17 protein-coding genes are annotated in these 17130 nt (G+C 62.8%); 11 read left to right on the top strand and 6 right to left on the bottom strand.

What is annotated here, in order from left to right:
• The first annotated feature begins 224 nt into the window (after positions 1 to 224).
• The gene (locus A6745_RS21895) at positions 225 to 1424 is read left to right on the top strand and encodes a tyrosine-type recombinase/integrase (protein ID WP_003056225.1); all 1200 of its coding nucleotides are present in this window, start codon (positions 225 to 227) and stop codon (positions 1422 to 1424) included.
• The gene (locus A6745_RS21890; RefSeq protein WP_003056224.1) at positions 1421 to 2557 is read left to right on the top strand and encodes a PDDEXK nuclease domain-containing protein; all 1137 of its coding nucleotides are present in this window, start codon (positions 1421 to 1423) and stop codon (positions 2555 to 2557) included. Before A6745_RS21895 ends, A6745_RS21890 begins: the two co-directional genes overlap by 4 nt.
• A 45-nt stretch (positions 2558 to 2602) precedes the next feature.
• On the opposite strand, the gene A6745_RS21885 is transcribed toward A6745_RS21890, so the two are convergent.
• Positions 2603 to 3391 (bottom strand): hypothetical protein, encoded by a 789-nt coding sequence (locus tag A6745_RS21885; protein WP_003056223.1) that lies wholly within the window; start codon positions 3389 to 3391, stop codon positions 2603 to 2605.
• A 6-nt stretch (positions 3392 to 3397) separates the two neighbouring features.
• Entirely contained in the window at positions 3398 to 4300 is a 903-nt protein-coding gene (locus tag A6745_RS21880; RefSeq protein WP_003056222.1) for a WYL domain-containing transcriptional regulator, read from the bottom strand.
• Positions 4301 to 4389: 89 nt separating this feature from the next.
• Between A6745_RS21880 and A6745_RS21875 the strand changes: the two genes are divergently transcribed.
• The 5 genes from A6745_RS21875 to A6745_RS21855 all read left to right on the top strand — a co-directional run bounded on the left by A6745_RS21875 (position 4390) and on the right by A6745_RS21855 (position 10020).
• On the top strand, positions 4390 to 5583 hold the full coding sequence (locus A6745_RS21875) for a ComEC/Rec2 family competence protein (protein ID WP_003056221.1): 1194 nt from the start codon (positions 4390 to 4392) through the stop codon (positions 5581 to 5583).
• Positions 5580 to 7835 (top strand): Mov34/MPN/PAD-1 family protein, encoded by a 2256-nt coding sequence (locus A6745_RS21870; protein WP_011517546.1) that lies wholly within the window; start codon positions 5580 to 5582, stop codon positions 7833 to 7835. Before A6745_RS21875 ends, A6745_RS21870 begins: the two co-directional genes overlap by 4 nt.
• 45 nt (positions 7836 to 7880) lie before the next feature.
• Entirely contained in the window at positions 7881 to 8951 is a 1071-nt protein-coding gene (locus tag A6745_RS21865) for a ComEC/Rec2 family competence protein (protein ID WP_003056219.1), read from the top strand.
• Between the two features lie 376 nt (positions 8952 to 9327).
• Positions 9328 to 9678 (top strand): DUF2958 domain-containing protein, encoded by a 351-nt coding sequence (locus A6745_RS21860; protein ID WP_003056217.1) that lies wholly within the window; start codon positions 9328 to 9330, stop codon positions 9676 to 9678.
• Positions 9679 to 9741: 63 nt separating this feature from the next.
• Entirely contained in the window at positions 9742 to 10020 is a 279-nt protein-coding gene (locus A6745_RS21855; protein WP_021027902.1) for a hypothetical protein, read from the top strand.
• A 142-nt stretch (positions 10021 to 10162) separates the two neighbouring features.
• Here the strand turns inward: A6745_RS21855 and A6745_RS21850 are convergent, their stop codons facing one another.
• Together A6745_RS21850 and A6745_RS28305 are read right to left on the bottom strand one after the other, a co-directional pair.
• Positions 10163 to 10462 (bottom strand): hypothetical protein, encoded by a 300-nt coding sequence (locus A6745_RS21850; protein ID WP_003056213.1) that lies wholly within the window; start codon positions 10460 to 10462, stop codon positions 10163 to 10165.
• A gap of 147 nt (positions 10463 to 10609) precedes the next feature.
• The gene (locus A6745_RS28305) at positions 10610 to 10873 is read right to left on the bottom strand and encodes a hypothetical protein (RefSeq protein ID WP_012204589.1); all 264 of its coding nucleotides are present in this window, start codon (positions 10871 to 10873) and stop codon (positions 10610 to 10612) included.
• 524 nt (positions 10874 to 11397) lie between these two features.
• On the opposite strand from A6745_RS28305, the gene A6745_RS21845 reads away from it, so the two are divergent.
• The 3 genes from A6745_RS21845 to A6745_RS21835 all read left to right on the top strand — a co-directional run bounded on the left by A6745_RS21845 (position 11398) and on the right by A6745_RS21835 (position 14639).
• The gene (locus tag A6745_RS21845) at positions 11398 to 12225 is read left to right on the top strand and encodes a DUF932 domain-containing protein (RefSeq protein WP_003056211.1); all 828 of its coding nucleotides are present in this window, start codon (positions 11398 to 11400) and stop codon (positions 12223 to 12225) included.
• Between the two features lie 75 nt (positions 12226 to 12300).
• A complete protein-coding gene (locus tag A6745_RS21840; RefSeq protein ID WP_003056209.1) occupies positions 12301 to 14367 on the top strand; it encodes a ParB/RepB/Spo0J family partition protein in 2067 nt (688 codons plus the stop codon).
• A 62-nt stretch (positions 14368 to 14429) separates the two neighbouring features.
• Positions 14430 to 14639 (top strand): hypothetical protein, encoded by a 210-nt coding sequence (locus A6745_RS21835; protein WP_003056207.1) that lies wholly within the window; start codon positions 14430 to 14432, stop codon positions 14637 to 14639.
• A gap of 130 nt (positions 14640 to 14769) precedes the next feature.
• On the opposite strand, the gene A6745_RS21830 is transcribed toward A6745_RS21835, so the two are convergent.
• Complete coding sequence (locus A6745_RS21830) at positions 14770 to 15288, bottom strand: GNAT family N-acetyltransferase (RefSeq protein WP_011517543.1); 519 nt, start codon at positions 15286 to 15288, stop codon at positions 14770 to 14772.
• An 821-nt stretch (positions 15289 to 16109) separates the two neighbouring features.
• Here A6745_RS21830 and A6745_RS21825 point away from each other — a divergent pair.
• Entirely contained in the window at positions 16110 to 16424 is a 315-nt protein-coding gene (locus A6745_RS21825) for a DUF736 domain-containing protein (RefSeq protein ID WP_003056203.1), read from the top strand.
• 353 nt (positions 16425 to 16777) lie between these two features.
• Here A6745_RS21825 and A6745_RS21820 read toward each other — a convergent pair whose 3' ends face one another.
• Positions 16778 to 17071: a helix-turn-helix domain-containing protein gene (locus tag A6745_RS21820; protein ID WP_003056202.1), complete on the bottom strand. Its 294-nt coding sequence runs from the start codon at positions 17069 to 17071 to the stop codon at positions 16778 to 16780.
• Positions 17072 to 17130: the final 59 nt, after the last annotated feature.

Genomic DNA, 17130 nt, shown 5'->3' with positions numbered 1-17130 from the left:
GGTCAACGTTAACGTTTGAACCCCGGGAGAAGGCATGCCCTTTTTTCATTTCACCATGACTCCAGCACCGAACTTTGCTGGACTACGCCGAAGCCCGATACAGCAGGTTTATCAATAACTTAGGCGAGTCCAACATATGCCGGTGCTTTCCGAAACCTGACCCGGCTTCCCCTCTGATGGCCCCTACATGGCTCTTGGGAATCGGGTCTTTCCGAGGAGTCATCGTGGCAAAACTCAAGCTCACCAAGTCCGCAGTCGATGCGGCACAACCCCAGGCGCAGGCCGTCGAACTCCGGGACACGCTGGTGCCCGGCTTCCTGTGCAAGGTTACACCAGCGGGCCGCAAGGTGTTCATGCTCCAGTACCGCACGAACGCTGGCGAGCGGCGCAAGCCCGCCCTGGGCCTGTACGGGGAACTGACCGTCGAGCAGGCCCGCTCGCTGGCCCAGGAATGGCTGGCCGAGGTGCGCCGGGGCGGCGACCCCAGCGCGGCCAAGGCCGCCGCCCGTTCAGCCCCCACGGTCAAGGAGCTGTGTACCAAGTTCATGGAGGATTACTCCAAGCAGCGCAACAAGCCCAGCACCCAGCGCGGGTATCAGGCCGTCATCGACCGCTGCATCGTTCCGATGCTGGGCCGTTTGAAGGTCCAGGACGTGAAGCGCCCGGACGTGGCCACGGCGATGAAGAAGATGGCGCACAAGCCGGCCGAGGCCAACCGTGCTTTCAGCGTGATGCGCAAGATGTTCAACCTGGCCGAGGTGTGGGGCCACCGGCCTGACGGCACCAACCCCTGCCGCCACGTCCCGATGTACCCCAACGGCAAGGCCACCCACCTCATCAGCGACGAGGACATGGGCAAGCTGTTTCGGCGACTGGAGCACATCGAAGCCGAGGGTCTGGAGAACTACGTCATCCCGCTGGCGATCCGCCTTCAATTCGAGTTCGCCGGCCGCCGCTCCGAAATCGTGACGCTCCGATGGGATTGGGTGGACCTGGACAACCGCCGCGTGGTCTGGCCGGACAGCAAGACGGGCGGCATGTCCAAGCCCATGAGCGAGGAAGCCTATCGACTGCTCTCGACGGCGCCACGGCAGGAAGGCACTCCCTATGTGCTGCCGTCTCCAAGCCATCCCGGCAAGCACCTGACCACGGGCGAGTATTACGGCGGCTGGAGCCGCGCCCTCAAGGCGGCGGGCGCCACGCACGTCGGCACGCATGGCATCCGCCACCGCTCCGCGACCGACATTGCCAACTCGGGCATCCCGGTCAAGGTCGGCATGGCGCTGACGGCGCACAAGACCGTGGCGATGTTCATGCGCTACGTCCACACCGAGGACGATCCGGTGCGCAAGGCGGCCGAGCTGGTGGCGAACCGGCGCAAGACGATCACCGAGGCGCAGCGGCCTGCGGAGGTGGCTGCATGACCAAGAAGGCGCCTGCGATGGCGGGAGTCGCACCCGCCGCCGTGCCTGCCGGCTACGCCGGCATCCACGGCGGCATCGTGGATCTGCTCGATGCCGCGCGCCAGACGGCAGCGCGCAGCGTCAATGCGCTGATGACGGCCAGCTACTGGGAGATTGGCCGCCGCATCGTGGAGGCCGAGCAACAGGGCAAGCGGCGCGCGGGTTATGGCGAGCAGTTGATCGAGCGGCTGGCAAGCGACCTCACCCAGCAGTTCGGCCGTGGCTTCAGCCGTCAGAACCTGCAGCAGATGCGGTCGTTTTTTCTGACCCGGCCAATTCGCCAGACAGTGTCTGGCGAATCTTCCCCGGAGCCAGTGCGGCCTTGGCGGCTGGACGAGCTGGCGCAGGTCTTCACGCTGCCGTGGTCGGCCTATGTGCGGCTGTTGTCGGTCAAGGACGAGCATGCGCGCCAGTTCTATGAAGCCGAGGCCTTGCGCGGCGGCTGGAGCGTGCGCCAGTTGGATCGGCAGATCGGCAGCCAGTTCTACGAGCGCACGGCGCTGTCGAAAAACAAGGCGGCGATGCTGGCCAAGGGCGCGGTGGCCAAGCCCGAAGATGCCGTCGCGCCCGGCGATGCCATCAAAGACCCCTATGTGCTGGAGTTCCTCGACCTCAAGGACGAGTATTCGGAGTCCGATCTGGAGGCCGCCTTGATCCGGCGGCTGGAAGACTTCCTGCTCGAATTGGGTGAAGGGTTCACCTTCATTGGACGGCAGCGGCGCTTGCGCATCGACCAGACCTGGTATCGGGTGGACTTGCTGCTGTTCCATCGCAAGTTACGCTGCCTGGTCATCATCGACCTGAAGCTGGGGAGTCTGACGCATGCGGACGTGGGCCAGATGCACATGTACTGCAACTATGCCAAGGAACACTGGGCCTATCCCGAGGAGAACCCGCCGGTGGGGCTGATTCTTTGTGCCGACAAGGGGCTCGCCCTGGCGCGGTATGCGCTGGAGGGCTTACCCACCAAGGTCATGGCGGCGAACTACCGGATGGTTCTGCCGGATACCGATGTGCTGCAAAAGGAACTGGAAAGCACGCGGCTCTTGCTGGAGTCTCGCGGAACGATTCGTCCCAAGACGTGGAAGCGGTAGACACACCTGCGGAGCTATACGCCTGTTTGGAGATTGGGCAGAACCTCAGTCTGTAGTCGGTTTTACGGCTTTCTTCCGTGAGGAGGAAGAAGGCAACGACGGCAAACATTCAAACAAACGTTCCGCATAGACGAATCCCATCCGCCTTACTGCGTCCTGATCGAAATACAGTAGCCATGCGGCAAGTAGCGCCAGCGAAATGAGCAATGTCAAGCCTGCGGCAAGCCCTGGATCGGCAAGGTGCACCAAGTCAAATTGGAGAGGTGCTACCTGCAAAATCTTTGCAATCAACAATCCGTAGACGACGCCCATGAGGCACGACAGGATACCGACAGGCTTCATCGCCAGCATGTTGCGATGAAATCCATAGGCGATGTTCTCTTTCAGCAAGAGCTGCTTGTTGGAACGCGTGAGTTCGCGAAGCCGCTTAGTGGCACCGATGTAGATGTCGTCTGCCTTGTCTGGGTTTGCTGATTCTTCTTCTGCCGTTGGCATGGCGATACCCAACTTGGCAGTGATCGCCGTGTGATAACGCTGCTTGCTGACACCATCAAGGAACTTGTCGCGGTGGCGTAGTGCGATGGTCGTGGGCATGCCACCCCATTTTGAGACCAGCATCTCTTCAAGTTTTTTACCACGTCCGCGCGCTACGCTCGCGAGTGCATAGATAGCGCCGCAGCCGCCCAGCAGGCCGATCACACCTGTAAGCACAGGGTGCCGAGCCCCGTAGACGCACAACAGCGGCACCAGCACGGGTAAGGCCACAAGAAGGCCAGGGATAACACGTGCCTTGCGCTCGTAGGGGTCTTTGACCAGTTCAAAAATTGTTGTCATGTGAAGTCAGGCCTGTGCCGCCAAGGCGTCGATATAGGGTTGGATTTCATCGCGGTTTTTTAGCGTGATCTGCTGTGCGAGGGGGTCTGGTGCTTCCTTGGTATGCAAACCCAAACGTCTCAGCGTGTAGTACAGAAACGCTTGGCGGCATGGAAGTTTGACCTCTCCATCTTCCATGCCGTAGTCCAACTCTAAGACTCGTTTCTTGGCTGCAGGCAAATCGGGATGCGGTGCAAGTACCAGCGTCAATACAGTTTGCCAATGCGAATCTTGGTTGGAGTCCACTTGGGTCGCCTCGAAGCCATCGATGCGCAGGATTCGAGCAAGGACGAAATCGCTGAAGCGCTGGCGCTTGTGGCAAAACGCGCGCATGTGCCAGCGAAAACCGTCATTGCCAAGGGCGTGGGGAGACAGCAAGCGAACCGATTCATCCAACGACGTCATGGACTGGTAGCTCACCAGAATGGATTCCTGCTGGCGGATTGCGCGCACCACTGCTTCGACGGTCTGCTCATTGATCGTGCGCCAAGGGGACGGGGCCCAATCTGTCTCCGGCGCGGAGCCGATGAAGCTGGCCGTCGGCTCGACAATTCCCATCTTTGTCGCTAGCAGTTCTGCTAGATAGCGTTGCGCCGAGCTTCGTTGGTAAAGCGGGTGAAAACTCTGCGCTGCCGTGTAGGTCTTGGAGCTGCGGTCGTAAGTCAGGTTGCTCGGCGCCAACTCCATGTACTTGGAAATGTCCAGCGATGCCTGCGGGACCGAAATACCAAAGTGCTCGGTGAGATCCATCCGGTTGATGCGCCGCTCCCAGCGCAGACGGAAATCGATGAATTGAAGTCTGCTCTCCAGCCCCCAACTTAGCCCCTTAGGCTCAGCAGGTTCGGCGGCAGGAACGGAAGGTTTTTGCATCAGTCACGCCTAAAAAGTAGACGGATATAAAAAATCGTCGTACATTAACTATACGCGATCATCCTTCGGTCGTCTACCCGGAGACCCCAGTGCCTACAACCATCACGTTTTTTCCCGTCGACAACGGGGACATGACCCTCATCAAGTTCGGCGATCTCGACGCGACGACTCTGCTGATCGACGTAAACATCAGGCAAGACGCCGACGACCCTGACGGGGAGGCGCGCGATGTCGCCAAGGATTTGCGCGAACGACTGAAGAAGGATGAGAACGGCAGGCCGTATGTCGATGCGTTCCTGCTGAGCCACCCGGATCAAGACCATTGCCGAGGGTTGAAGCGACACTTCTACCTAGGGCCACTCGACAAGTACCCGGACGACAAGAAGGACGACAAGGACAAGAAAATCGTGATCCGCGAGATGTGGTCGTCCCCGATCGTGTTTCGACGCGCCAGCAAGACGCACACCTTGAGCGACGACGCCAAGGCATTCAACACGGAGGCGCGTCGGCGCGTGCAACTGAACCGTGACAAGAATTTCGCCGTCGGGAACGGTGACCGCATTCAGATCATGGGCGAGGACATCGACGGAAAAACCGATGATCTCACTTCGATTGTGCGGAAGGTGGACACGCGCTTTTCAACGATCAATGGCAAGAGTTCCGCATTCTTTTCTGCGTTTCTTTTGGCTCCACTGGACGCCCAGGATGACGAGGAAGAGGAAGAGTGCCTGGTCAAGAACCAGTCCAGCGTTATTCTGAACATCACGTTGGCGGCTGACGCGCAGACGCCGGATGGTGCGAAATTCCTTACTGGTGGCGATGCTGAGGTGTTCATCTGGAACCGCCAGTGGCAACGCCACAAGGCTGAAGCAGATGTGCTTGAGTACGACATCATGCAGGCGCCTCATCATTGTTCCTGGCATTCGCTGTCCTATGACAGCTGGTCCGACTACCGTGAAAAAGCCAAGCTCGATGCTGATGCTCGCAAGGCGCTTTCGCAGACCCGTGACGGCGCCGTCATCGTCGCCAGCTGCAAGCCGATTGCAGATGATGACAGCGATCCGCCCTGCATCCGTGCGAAGCGTGAGTACGTGACGATCGTGGACGAAGCAAAAGGCGAGTTCTACTGCACAGGCGAGTACCCCAGCGAAAAGTCCGTGGAACCGCTCGTTTTCACCGTAACCGCTCAGGGTGTGCAACCTCCCTCGAAGAAGGAGTCCGGATCGAAGGCCGCTGCCGTGGTGACCTCTGCGCGCACCCCCATGCCGCACGGAGCATCATGACGGGCACCATCGCAGACGCACTGCATCAACTTCAGCGGCATCGAGGCCTTATCCGCGTTGGCGAGCCAAGGACAACTGGTGCATCGACGGAGATTGAAGTCGATGTTGCGGTCCAACTGCCGAACAGGTCTCGGCGCAATGGTATCTCTGAGACCGGAGTGCGCACCGTCGAGACGTGCGTGCTGGTATTCGGTAGTGACTGGCCCCTGTCTGCACCCGAGCCCTTCTTACGTGCGGACTTCCCGCTCAACTTGCCGCACATCAACCCCCATCGCCAAGGCGAGTTAGTCTCGCCGTGCCTATTCGAAGGGTCGTTGAACGAGCTGCTGCATCGGTTTGGCCTGGACGCCGTTGTCGATCAGTTGATCGACTGGCTGCACAAGGCCGCGGCCGGAACACTCCTGGACCTGGAGCAGGGGTGGGAACCAACGCGCCGAGACAGCTGTCCTTCGACCGTTGTATTCAGTGCCGAGAAGGTCGCGGCCGCCGCTCCCGCTGACGGCACGATTCTGGTGGTTCCCGCAGGCTACGTGACGATCGATGGCGGTCTGTACGCCATCATCAACGCCGAACTGACCGCACAAGTCGATCCTGTGTTTTATCAGGATGTTCACAACGACAAGCTGGGCAAATGGGGGAACGGCCATGCCGCGGCCTTCATCGCGCGCGCTCCGATGACCGACGGCCTCCCGCATGTGATCGGACGCTATCAACCAGAGACAGTTGTCGATCTCGCGACGCTGCTCGATCGAGCAGCGGAGCTTGGTATTGATCGCGACGCTTTGGCCCAGGAAGTGGACGGTTATTTCGGACGCTCAATCCTGGATATGCGACAGGACTCGCATGGCTGGGTGCATGGTTTGTACGCGATTGTGATTCTGGCTGTGCAAAGGCCAGCGTCGCTTGTGGGCTCGCCAGGGAGGAGTGTCGAGGTATTGCCCTATGTGGTGCGCTATGAACTCAACGCTCAATCGCTCCTGGAGCGTAACGCCACGGTTCACCCGGCCTTTCACGCGCATGCGTTGTCTCCTGAACTGCTGGCAAGGACGTCCGGCATTCCATACGCAGCCACATCACAGCCGCTGGTCGTGCTCGGCTGCGGAAGCGTGGGATCGAAAGTCGCGATGCAACTGGGGCGAGCGGGCTTTGGTTCGATGACTTTCGTCGACAACGAACCCATGTCGCCTCACAACGCCGCGCGGCATGCACTCATTGAGCGGGCATCAGTTCTGGTTCCGCCTCGGAAGTCGGCGCTGATGAAGACAGCCTTTGAATCGCTGTCGCATCTTCAATCGCGAGCGTTCGACACCGACGCAGTGACTCTTTTGGTCGATCCGGAACAGTTTGCGGCAACCGTTCCGCAGGATGCGGCCCTCATCGTGGATGCGACGGCGTCACTTCAGGTGCTGGCTGCAGAAACACAATCGGCAGCGTTGGATCAATCCCCAGCCCGATTGGCACGGATCGCGATGTATGGTCAGGGGCGCTGTGTGGCGGTATTGCTCGAAGGAGCTGGCCGTGCCGGCCGAGTTGACGACCTCACGGCGTTCTTGTTCGAGTGCTGCCGGTTTGCACCGGAACTGCGTGCGTCGATTGCCGGCGAGACGTCTGAGCCGACTCGGATTTTCGTGGGTGACAACTGTCATTCGCTGACGATGCCTATGTCTGACGCCGTTGTTTCGCGGTCGACGTCACTGGCCGGCCTGCAACTGGAACGATGGCTCGTTGATGGGCTTCCGAAGGAAGCGACGCTTTGCGCCGGAATCTCAGATGCCGAAGGCCTTGGAATGGCATGGACCCGCGCCAGCCTTGGCCCGACCACTGCGCTTGAAGTCGCAGACGATGGTGGCTGGAACATTCGGGTCCTGTCCCCAGTTGCGCAAGCAATCCATGCTGATGCGCTGCGCTGGGGTGCTCTGGAAACAGGCGGCGCCTTGATCGGCCGCATCTCGTTTGAAAATCGAACCATCACCATTGCAGGCCTTGTTGAGGCACCGCCTGACAGTGTTCGAGAGGCCGCCCGCTTCGTCCTCGGAACCAACGGGCTTGTTCAAAATTTGCGCGCCGCAAACGCGGCCTCTTTGGGGTATCTCGCCTTTATAGGAACGTGGCACAGCCACCCGAAAGGCGGCGCACATTCGGGTATCGACCGAAATACATTGCGCGGCATCGCCGAGGATGCTGGCGGCCTTCCGGCCGTGTCGTTGGTATGGACTCCGACAGGACTCACGTGTGCGGTGGATCGCTGGTAGGTGCAAAGCCACCGGCACTTTGTTGGCATAAAACAAGAGGGATGTATGGCTGACTACTTCGAGATCGACTTTCTTGGCGTCGAAACAGCGAAAAGCGGGGACGCGATCACGCTGCGCTACTCGGTGAATGGCACCGAGGGCGTGCACGTTGTTGACGGTGGGTATCTGGATACGGGTGATCAGATAGTCGAGCATCTGAAGACGTACTATGGAACAACAGTCATCGACCATGTGATCCTCACGCACCCAGATCGCGATCACGCCAACGGACTACGAAAAGTCCTGGAGCAATGCACGGTCAGGAATCTTTGGATCAACCGGCCGTGGATATACGCGGACCAGTTGATCGATCGCTTTGAGACCTATGAATCGGTTGAAGCCCTGCGACGGAAGTTGCGCTCAATCTACGATGCCACGGCAATTCTTGAGGATATTGCGGTGGAGAAGGGAATTCCAATCCATGCCCCCCTTCAGGGGCAGAGCATCGGTCCGTTCGCGGTCATGGCACCTACCCTGGGGCGCTACTTGGACCTGATCGTGGACTCCGCGAAGACACCGGAAGCTGTCGAAGAAAGTGCTTTTGATAGCGCGCTGAGCAGCATATTCCGGGCAGTGAAGGCCGCGACCGCCTACATCAAGTCCCTGTGGGGCGAGGAATATTTCCCGCCTGAGCCGACCAGTCGTGAGAATGAAATGAGTGTGGTGCAGTCGGCTGTCTTGAACGGTCATCGCGTCATGCTTACTGGCGATGCCGGGCGTGAAGCACTGCAGGAGGTGATCGACTACGCACCTTTCGTGGGACTCGCGCTGCCAGGTATTCGGTATTTCCAAGTGCCCCATCACGGCGGGCGACACAACGTTTCGACCGAAGTCTTGGATCAACTGCTCGGCCCACGGTTGAACAGTATGCCGGACAAGCACCATTGGAATGCCATATGCAGTTCTGCCAAGGCGGATGAGGATCATCCGCGGAAGTCGGTGATTCGCGCCGTATTGCACCGGGGTGGGCACTGGGCGGCAACTGAAAGCCAGAACATACGCATCGGGGCAGGCATCACCCGCGATGGCTGGGTGCCGATTCCCCAGGCGGCGTATCCGGAAGATCAAGAAAATTGACAGCGCCTGAAGGCCAGCACCACTTTTCAACTGCCTGCTGACAACTTGGCCTGCATCCCGACGTTCCTTCGTCGGGCTCATGGGCTGCGCCCCGAGCTTCGTGCCGAATCGCAGTCATCCGGCTTCAAGCCCGGACGCTCTGATCTGGACTGACGCTTCGGACCTGCGCGCTACGCTTGTCAATACCGGGGTGGCTGCGTGGTGAGGTGTGGCGGCTTGCTGTTCCCTTCATCGTGCCACGGCGTGCTCGCCGTCAATGACTGCGCACCTTCGGCGCTTGCGGCCTGGCGGCCGTCTTCGATCTTTGACTGCTTGCGCTGCGCCGTGCCCTGCAAGGGCTGGGCAATTCCGCCCGGTAACCTTACAGGAGTTCACCATGAACCACGCATTCATCACGGACGAGCAGCGCATCGTGCTGCTGGCCAACGGCCGCGAATCCTTGGAGAACCCGGACTTCGATCCGGCCCCAGTGGTCAAGCTGTTCACGCCGGATGCCGGCGCGACCTGGCTGCTGACCGAGATTGATCCCGATGACCACGATCACGCCTTCGGTCTTTGCGACCTGGGCCTAGGGATGCCGGAAATCGGCTGGGTCAGTCTTTCCGAACTGGCGACCGTGCGCGGGCGGCTGGGCTTGCCGGTAGAGCGGGATCTGCACTTTCGTGCCGAGAAGCGGCTGAGCGCCTATGCGCGCGATGCGCGGCTGGCGGGGCGTGTCGTTGTCTGACCTGGTTCTGGGGCGCCGCAAGGCGCTCCTGAGCGTTCTCAATCATTTCAGGAGGTCAAGGCCATGAGCAGCCACCACGACTACATCCTCGAAATCACGGCAGAGCATGATGCGTTCAAGCCGTTCCCACCGGAGAACGGCCAGCCCTTGCGCTTTGCGCTCGGCGACGCGGTGATCTATACCAACGGGTTTGGCGCACAGTTCCGGTGCCGCGTCACCGGGTTTTATCGTCCCAGCGGACTTTCGGGCCTGTACGCGCGCGGTGCGCGCTACCTGCTGGACTCGTCATCGCCGTGGATGCCGGTGTCGGAAGCCAGCCTGCGCCCCGACGACCCGGCCTGATGCCTTCGCGCCCCTGGCGGGGCGCTACGCGCTGCGCTTGCCTCCAGGGGAAAGCCCTGCGGGCTATCCCCGCCGCGCAGGCTTGGCGCCCCTCTCGCGCAGCGAACCGGCTGGTGCCGGATCGCTCCCTTCATGCCGGACATTACGATGGCACTTCGGGCGTGGGTGTGTCGGGTTCGTAGTCGCCCAGCCACTCGAAGAGACGTTCGATATCGCAGTCCAGCTGGTTCAGCGTGGCCTGGGCCATTGCGTACCAGGTGGTGCCGTCGTCCGTTTCTTCGGAGGCGGACAGCAGGACGTTGAGCTGTGCGCGCCGTCCCAGCAGGCGCTGCATCTCGTTGCCTACCGTCTTGCGGTCGGTGGTCCAGATGAGGGTCGGCAGAAAGATGCCAGGCCCTTCTGCTCCAGGCGCAGGCGTTCCGGGTTGCATGGGATCGCTCATGGTGGTTCTCCAGAAGGTGGAGATTCCACGGTAGGCATTGGCCCGTGACCGGGCCACTCGAAATTCGCGCTATTTCGGGGGGATTTCGGGATCAGCGCCGATCGGCCGTGGCGCAGTCATGCGGGCGGGCTGCCTTTGAGCCGGTGCTTACCAGGGCTTCCAGCGCCGCTGGGGTGTTTGCGGCACGGCGCCGAGCAATTGGATCGGCGGCAGTGCATGGGGCGCATTGTTCCTGGGGAAGCGCCGGCGCACTTCGCATTCCAGTTCGTGCGCGAGGCCGCGTGCGTCCTTCTCGCCGCGCAGTGCCCGTTGCCGCCAGTCTCGGGCCTGGGCCATCAGTTCATCGTCTTGTAGGGCTCGTATGTCCATGCCATTGCCATTTTGCCGATGGCTGGGTGGGTAGCTGTCCACGGGGATTTCATTGAAGTCATGTGGGCGTCCCCGGCCACCTGGGAGATGGCCGGTCGCGCTCTCGTGCTAGCGCATCGAGCCGCCTGCGGCGTCTCGCCCCCTTCGGGCTTCGATCGTTCCCTCACTCCGTTCGGCTGACGCCTCCGGCCCGGCTTCCAGCTTCGAGCCTGCGCGCTTCGCTTGCCGTGCGGTCGGCTTGTGGGATGGCCGTTGCCATGTCCAGTCCTCTTCCCTGACTTCATCACCTTGTCCGCGACTGTAGCCCGCGGCCGTGTGCCGTCAAGGCGCGCAGGGCCGTGTCCTCGGCTGCGCCTGCGGGCCGCCCCACCCTGCGCTTGTTTCCTTGACGGCCCCCGTCCGCGCGCTCCCTTTCGTCGCGGGCGATGAACTCAGGAAAGACGGTGGCAACAGGGCCAACCGGGTTCCTCGCGCCGACCGCACCGAACAGCCGAAAGGCTGGGCTTCGAATCTTGGAATCCGGTGTGCGGTTTTCTTCAACAGCCTTTTTGTTCAGGAGAAAGACCATGCAACTCGCATCCCGCTTCGCTTCCCATTCCCCCGCATTGCGCAGCGACTCCCCGCTGTCCGATGACCAGATCCGCCGCGTGGCCCCGTCCATCTTCGCGGATGCCCCCCATGAAAGCCGTTCCGAGCGGTACAGCTACATCCCCACCGCCGCCGTGCTGACCGAGCTTCGCAAAGAGGGGTTTCAGCCCTTCATGGTGTGCCAGACCCGCGTTCGCAACGAGGGCCGGCGCGAGCACACGAAACACATGCTGCGCCTGCGCCACGCCAACCAGATCAACGCCCGCGAAGCCAATGAAATCATCCTGCTGAACTCGCACGACGGCACGAGCAGCTATCAATTACTGGGTGGCATGTTCCGCTTCGTTTGCAGCAATGGCCTTGTCTGCGGCGACACCGTGGGCGATGTGCGCGTGCCCCACAAGGGCGACGTGGCGGGCCATGTCATCGAGGGCGCCTATCAGGTGCTGAGCGGCTTCGAGCATGCGCAGGAATCGCGCGAATCCATGCAGGCCATCACGCTGGATGCCGGGGAATCGGAAGTGTTCGCCCGCGCCGCGCTGGCCCTCAAGTACGACGACCCAACCAAGCCCGCGCCCGTCACGGAATCGCAAATCCTGATGCCGCGCCGCTTCGACGACCGCCGCCCCGACCTGTGGAGCGTGTTCAACCGCACGCAGGAGAACCTGACCAAGGGCGGATTGCATGGCCGCGCCGCCAATGGCCGCAGACAGCAGACCCGCCCCGTGCAGGGCATTGATTCGGACATTCGCCTGAACCGCGCCCTGTGGCTGCTGGCCGATGGCATGCGCGCCCTCAAGGCCTGACCCCCTCTGACGTGTTCCCCGCCGGAGGGGCGGTTTCCCCTCCATTCCCTTGTTTCACTTGATTGGAGATTCACCATGAACGCCGTTACTTACACCGAAGCTCAAGCCCTCGACAGCCGCGCAAACGTGCTGCAAGCCGCCGACCCGAGCAAGCACATGATTCTGGTTCCGCTGTCGCGGCTGGTGCTGCGCCCCACGGGCCGCAACGTGCGCAAGACCGTCCCGCGCATGTCCATCCCCGAGCTGGCCGCGAGCATTCAGCGCGTGGGCCTGCTGCAAAACCTGATCGTGATTCCCGCCGCCGATGACCTGCATTACGAGGTGGTGGCAGGTGGCCGACGCTTTGCGGCCCTCAAGCTGCTGGCAAAGAAGCACCGTATCGCCAAGGATTGGGACGTGCCTTGCCTGCAGGTGGCCGATGGCACGGCCCGCACCGCCAGCCTGACCGAGAACGTGCAGCGCGAAGCCATGCACCCAGCAGACCAGTTTGAAGCCTTCGCCGCGCTGGTGGCCGAAGGCCGACCGATTGAGGACATTGCGGCGGATTTCTCCGTTACGCCGCTGGTGGTGCAGCGCCGCTTGAAGCTCGCCAATGTCTCGCCGCGTTTGATGGAGGACTACCGGGCCGATGCCGTGAGCCTCGATCAGCTGATGGCGCTCTCCATCACCGACGACCACGCCGCGCAGGAATGCGCGTTCTACGATGCGCCGCAATGGCAGCGCCAACCCTCGCACTTGCGCGAACGTCTGACGGAGCGCGAGATTGACGCCTACCGGCATCCGCTGGTGCGCTTCGTCGGGCTGGACACCTACGAGCAGGCGGGCGGCGGCATCCGCCGCGACCTGTTCGCGGAGGGCGATGCAGGCGTGTACCTGACCGACGCCGCGCTGCTGGAACGACTGGCGCAAGACAAGCTGGCGGGCATCGCCGCAGAGGTGAAGGCCGAGGGCTGGGCTTGGGCTGATGCCACGCCGGGCGTGACCCATGCCGATCTGCACGCCTTCCAGCGTGCGCCGAGGGAGCGCCGCGAGCCGAACAAGCGCGAAGCACAGCGCATCGAGAGGCTGCAAGCCAAGATGCAGGAGGTGGCCGAAGCCATTGATGCCGCGACGGACGCCGACGACGAGGACAAGGCCGATGCGCTGCAAGAGGAAGGCGAGCGGCTGGGCGAGCAGTTGCAGGCGCTGGAAGACGGCTTGCAGGGGTACGGCGCGAACGTGAAGGCCGCAGCCGGGGCCATCGTCACCATCGGCCGCAACGGCGAGGTGGTGATTCATCGCGGACTGCTGCGCGAGGCCGAGGCCAAGGCACTGCGCACACTGGAGAAGCTGCGCCAAGGGTTCAGCGACCCAGATGCCGCGAACGATGACGAAGGCGAGGACGACGAGCCGCCCAAGGCAGCAGCGATTTCCGACCGACTGGCCCAGCGCCTGAGCGCCCATCGCACCGCCGCGCTGCAAATCGAGGTGGCCCGGCATCCGCAGGTGGCGGTGGCCGCGCTGGTGCATGGCATGGTGCAGACCGTCTTGCAGGGCCGCTACTACGGGCGCGACCTGCCGCTGGGCGTGAGCCTGAAAGTCCAAGACCGGCTGGACGGCATGGCCCCGGACTGGCCCGAGTCACCCGCCGCTGTGGCGCTGCGTGAATTGCAGCAGGCGTGGAGCGGCAAGCTGCCCGAGGACAGCGCCGAACTGTTTGCCGCGCTGCTGGCGATGGAGCAAGGCGAACTGGTCAAGCTGCTGGCCGTGTGCGTGGCTTCCACGGTGGACGTGGTGACGCCTCGCGCCACACCGCACCAGCCCGGCGAGGAACTGGCGCAGGCCGTGGGCCTCGACATGGCCGCATGGTGGCAGCCGACCGCCGAGGGGTATTTCAAGCACGTTCCGAAGGCGGCAGTTCTGCAAGCCGTGGGCGAGTACGCGCCCGATCAGGTTTCCCGGCTGGCGAAGCTGAAGAAGGCCGACATTGCCAGCGAAGCCGAGCGGCTGGCCGATGGCGCGGGTTGGATGCCTGCCATCTTTAAGGTCGAAGGCCCGCAGCAGGCAGTGAAGGAAAGCGCGCAGGAGGCAGGCCCGGAGCAGGACGCCCCGGAGGATGCCGAGGCAATGGCGGATGAACCCGCCGAGGCGCTGGCCGCTTGACCCACGCCGAAGGCAAGCGCCCCGGCTTCGACCGGGGCGCTTCGCTGCAAGGAGAAGCCCCCATGACCCGCACCACCACCAACCGCCCGCGCATGGCGGCGGTCTATGCACCCGGCACGGTGCGCGCCCGCCGCTGGCACGGCGATGGCGACGTGCGCGGCTACCGACCGCCCTCGGGCTGGTCGGCCCGCGCTGACCTCACCGACATACATCCCATCACGGGCCGCGCCTTGCCGCGTGCCGTGTGGTGGATCATCGAAACGAAGGAATGATCATCGTCAGCACCGCGCCCAGGCCGTTCCGCCCTGGGCGCGGTGAAACGCATAATCCGGGCGCGGCGGTGGCCGCGCCCGGTGTTGAAGCCGAATAGCCGGGGCATTACGCCGCCGCCTTCACTGGCACTCAGGCGGCGGCGTTGAAGGCATCGCTGTACTGCGCGATGCCTTCGGGCACTGGCCCATGGAAGGCCAGTGCGAGAAAATAGCCGGGCGGCACGCCCGGCAGTTGCAGGCCCGCATGGGCCTGGAAGCCAAAGCGCCCGTAGTACGCGGGCTCTCCGAGCAGCACACAGCCTTCGGCCTGCATGGCCCGCAGTTCAGACAGCGCCTGTTCCATCAGGCGCGAGCCGATGCCGTGCCCCTGCCTCTGCGGCAGGACGGAGATCGGCCCCAGGCCGCACCAGCCTTTGGCCTTGTGGCCGTGGTCGTTGGTGATAGTCACCGGCGACAGAGCCACATGGCCGACGACCTGGCCGTGTTCTTCGGCCACGATGGAAAGCGTCAGTTCGCTAGCGTCGCGCAATGCACGCACGATGAATTGCTCCGTGTGGCTGGTGTGCGGCGCATCGGCGAAGGCGGCAATGGTCACGGCCTCGATAGCGGCAATGTCGTTCGTGGTTTCGTGTCGTAGCTGGATGGTCATGGTGTTCTGCGTTCCCTGCTCAAAATATAGAACGGCCTGGGCGTGTCGGCGCGTAGCGCCGCCGGGCTTTCGGGCTGCGCCCCGTGCCGACTTCGCTGTCACGGCCATTCGGCTTCAATCCACTCACGCCTTCGCGCCTGCGGCGCTGCGCGCTGCGCTTGCCTCCGGGGGATCGGCGCAAGGCCCATCCCCGCCGCGCGAGCTTGGCGCCCCTCGATGCCGCCGAACCGTCGATGCCGGATCGGCCCGGCCAGCGCCCCGCCGCAATGGACGGAGCTGGCGAACACGCTGGTGCTTGCTGCGGCAGGTTGTGCGAATGCGTGCCGTCCTCAACGCTGGCGGTTCTCGCCCATCACGTCACGAAGGACGGTTCACGGACATCCCGCCCGGCATCGCTATGGAGCTTCCACGCCACGCCTCAAGACCGGCGCCGCAAGGTGCGGCCGGGGCGTTCTCGCTTGTCGTCGGATGGTTGACCTGGCCCGCGTCAGTGGGCGAGCCGGTGCTGCCTTCGTGCGGGGATGCCGAGCCGGCCCTGCCTCCTTTCGATGCGGTTCGGCCCAAGGCGTCCTTGTGTTGTTGTGAATCCTAGCGGTGGCGCGGCTGCGCCTCGGGCTTCATGGCTGCAACCGTCCGGCGAAAACAATTTCCCCTGCTTTGTCACTGCGTTCGGCGCATTCCTCGCGGGACAAATTCTTTTCGCCTCCCGGCTCTCCACTGCGTTGCGACCGCAAGCGGTGCAGCCCGCCCGTCCCCCGCCGGCCGGATCACAACAAGGACGCGATGGGCGCGAACCTTGTTCCACCAAAAGGAGTTTCATCATGGCCAACATCGGCACCTTCACCGCAGACAAAGACGGCTTCACCGGCACGCTTCGCACCCTGACGCTCAACGTCAAGGTCAAGCTGGTGCCCAACGACAAGGGGGACAACGAGAAGGCCCCGGACTTCCGCCTGCAGGCCGCCAGCCACGACATCGGCGCGGCGTGGAAGAAGACCAGCGAGGCCGGGCGGGAGTACATCTCCGTGACCCTCGACGATCCTTCGTTCCCGGCCACGGTCTATGCCCGCCTGATCGAAGGAGAGAACGGCACGCACGACCTGATCTGGTCGCGCAGCAAGCCCCAGGCGGCCTGACGGCCGCCAGCGCCCCGCCCACTGCGGCGGGGCGCTGTACTGCTTGGATCAGCAGACTGGAAGGCTTGGCTCTCCCAGCTTCGTGATGGTGGTGGTCGGGCAGCATCACCATGACTTCGTGTTGCCAGGGCGAATGCAGGGCGATTCGGCGCACTGCGCCGACCGGGCTTTGCGGGCTGCGCCCCATGCCGACTTCGCCGTCATGGCCATTCGGCTTCAATCCCTATCGCAGCTGCGCGCTTCGCTTGCCTCCGGGGGAAAACCCTGCGGCCTCTCCCCGCCGCGCGATGCTTGGCGCCCCTGAAGTCCCCGAACCGGCTGCACCGGATCGGCCACGCCAGCGCGGTCGCACGCTATGGCGTGTCACTCTTCTTCGCCACAGTCTCCAACTCCTGGCGCACCTGCGCCAGCAGCTGATCGACCTGCTGCAGGTCGTCGCCGGCATAGGCCAGCGTCAGCAGCGTGAGCGGGTGCACCTCCATGACCTCGCACAGCTCGGCCAGCTTGTTCAAGGTGGGGCTTTTGAGGTCGCGTTCCAGCGTGCTCATGTAGGTGCGGCTGGACACGTCCGAGAACGCTTCCTGGCTCAAACCACGTGCTTTCCTGATGGTCTTTAGTGCCTCCGACAATGTATGTTTCGCTGCCAACCCTGGATCTCCGCAAAATCCAAGATGACATCCGATTGAGCCCTATAGGGCTACAATCT

Origin of the sequence: Bordetella ansorpii, from assembly GCF_900078705.1 — a bacterium.
Classification (GTDB): Bacteria; Pseudomonadota; Gammaproteobacteria; order Burkholderiales; family Burkholderiaceae_B; genus Bordetella; species Bordetella ansorpii_A.
Note: the sequence above shows the minus strand (reverse complement) of the source record. Positions and strands in the feature narration are given on the sequence as shown.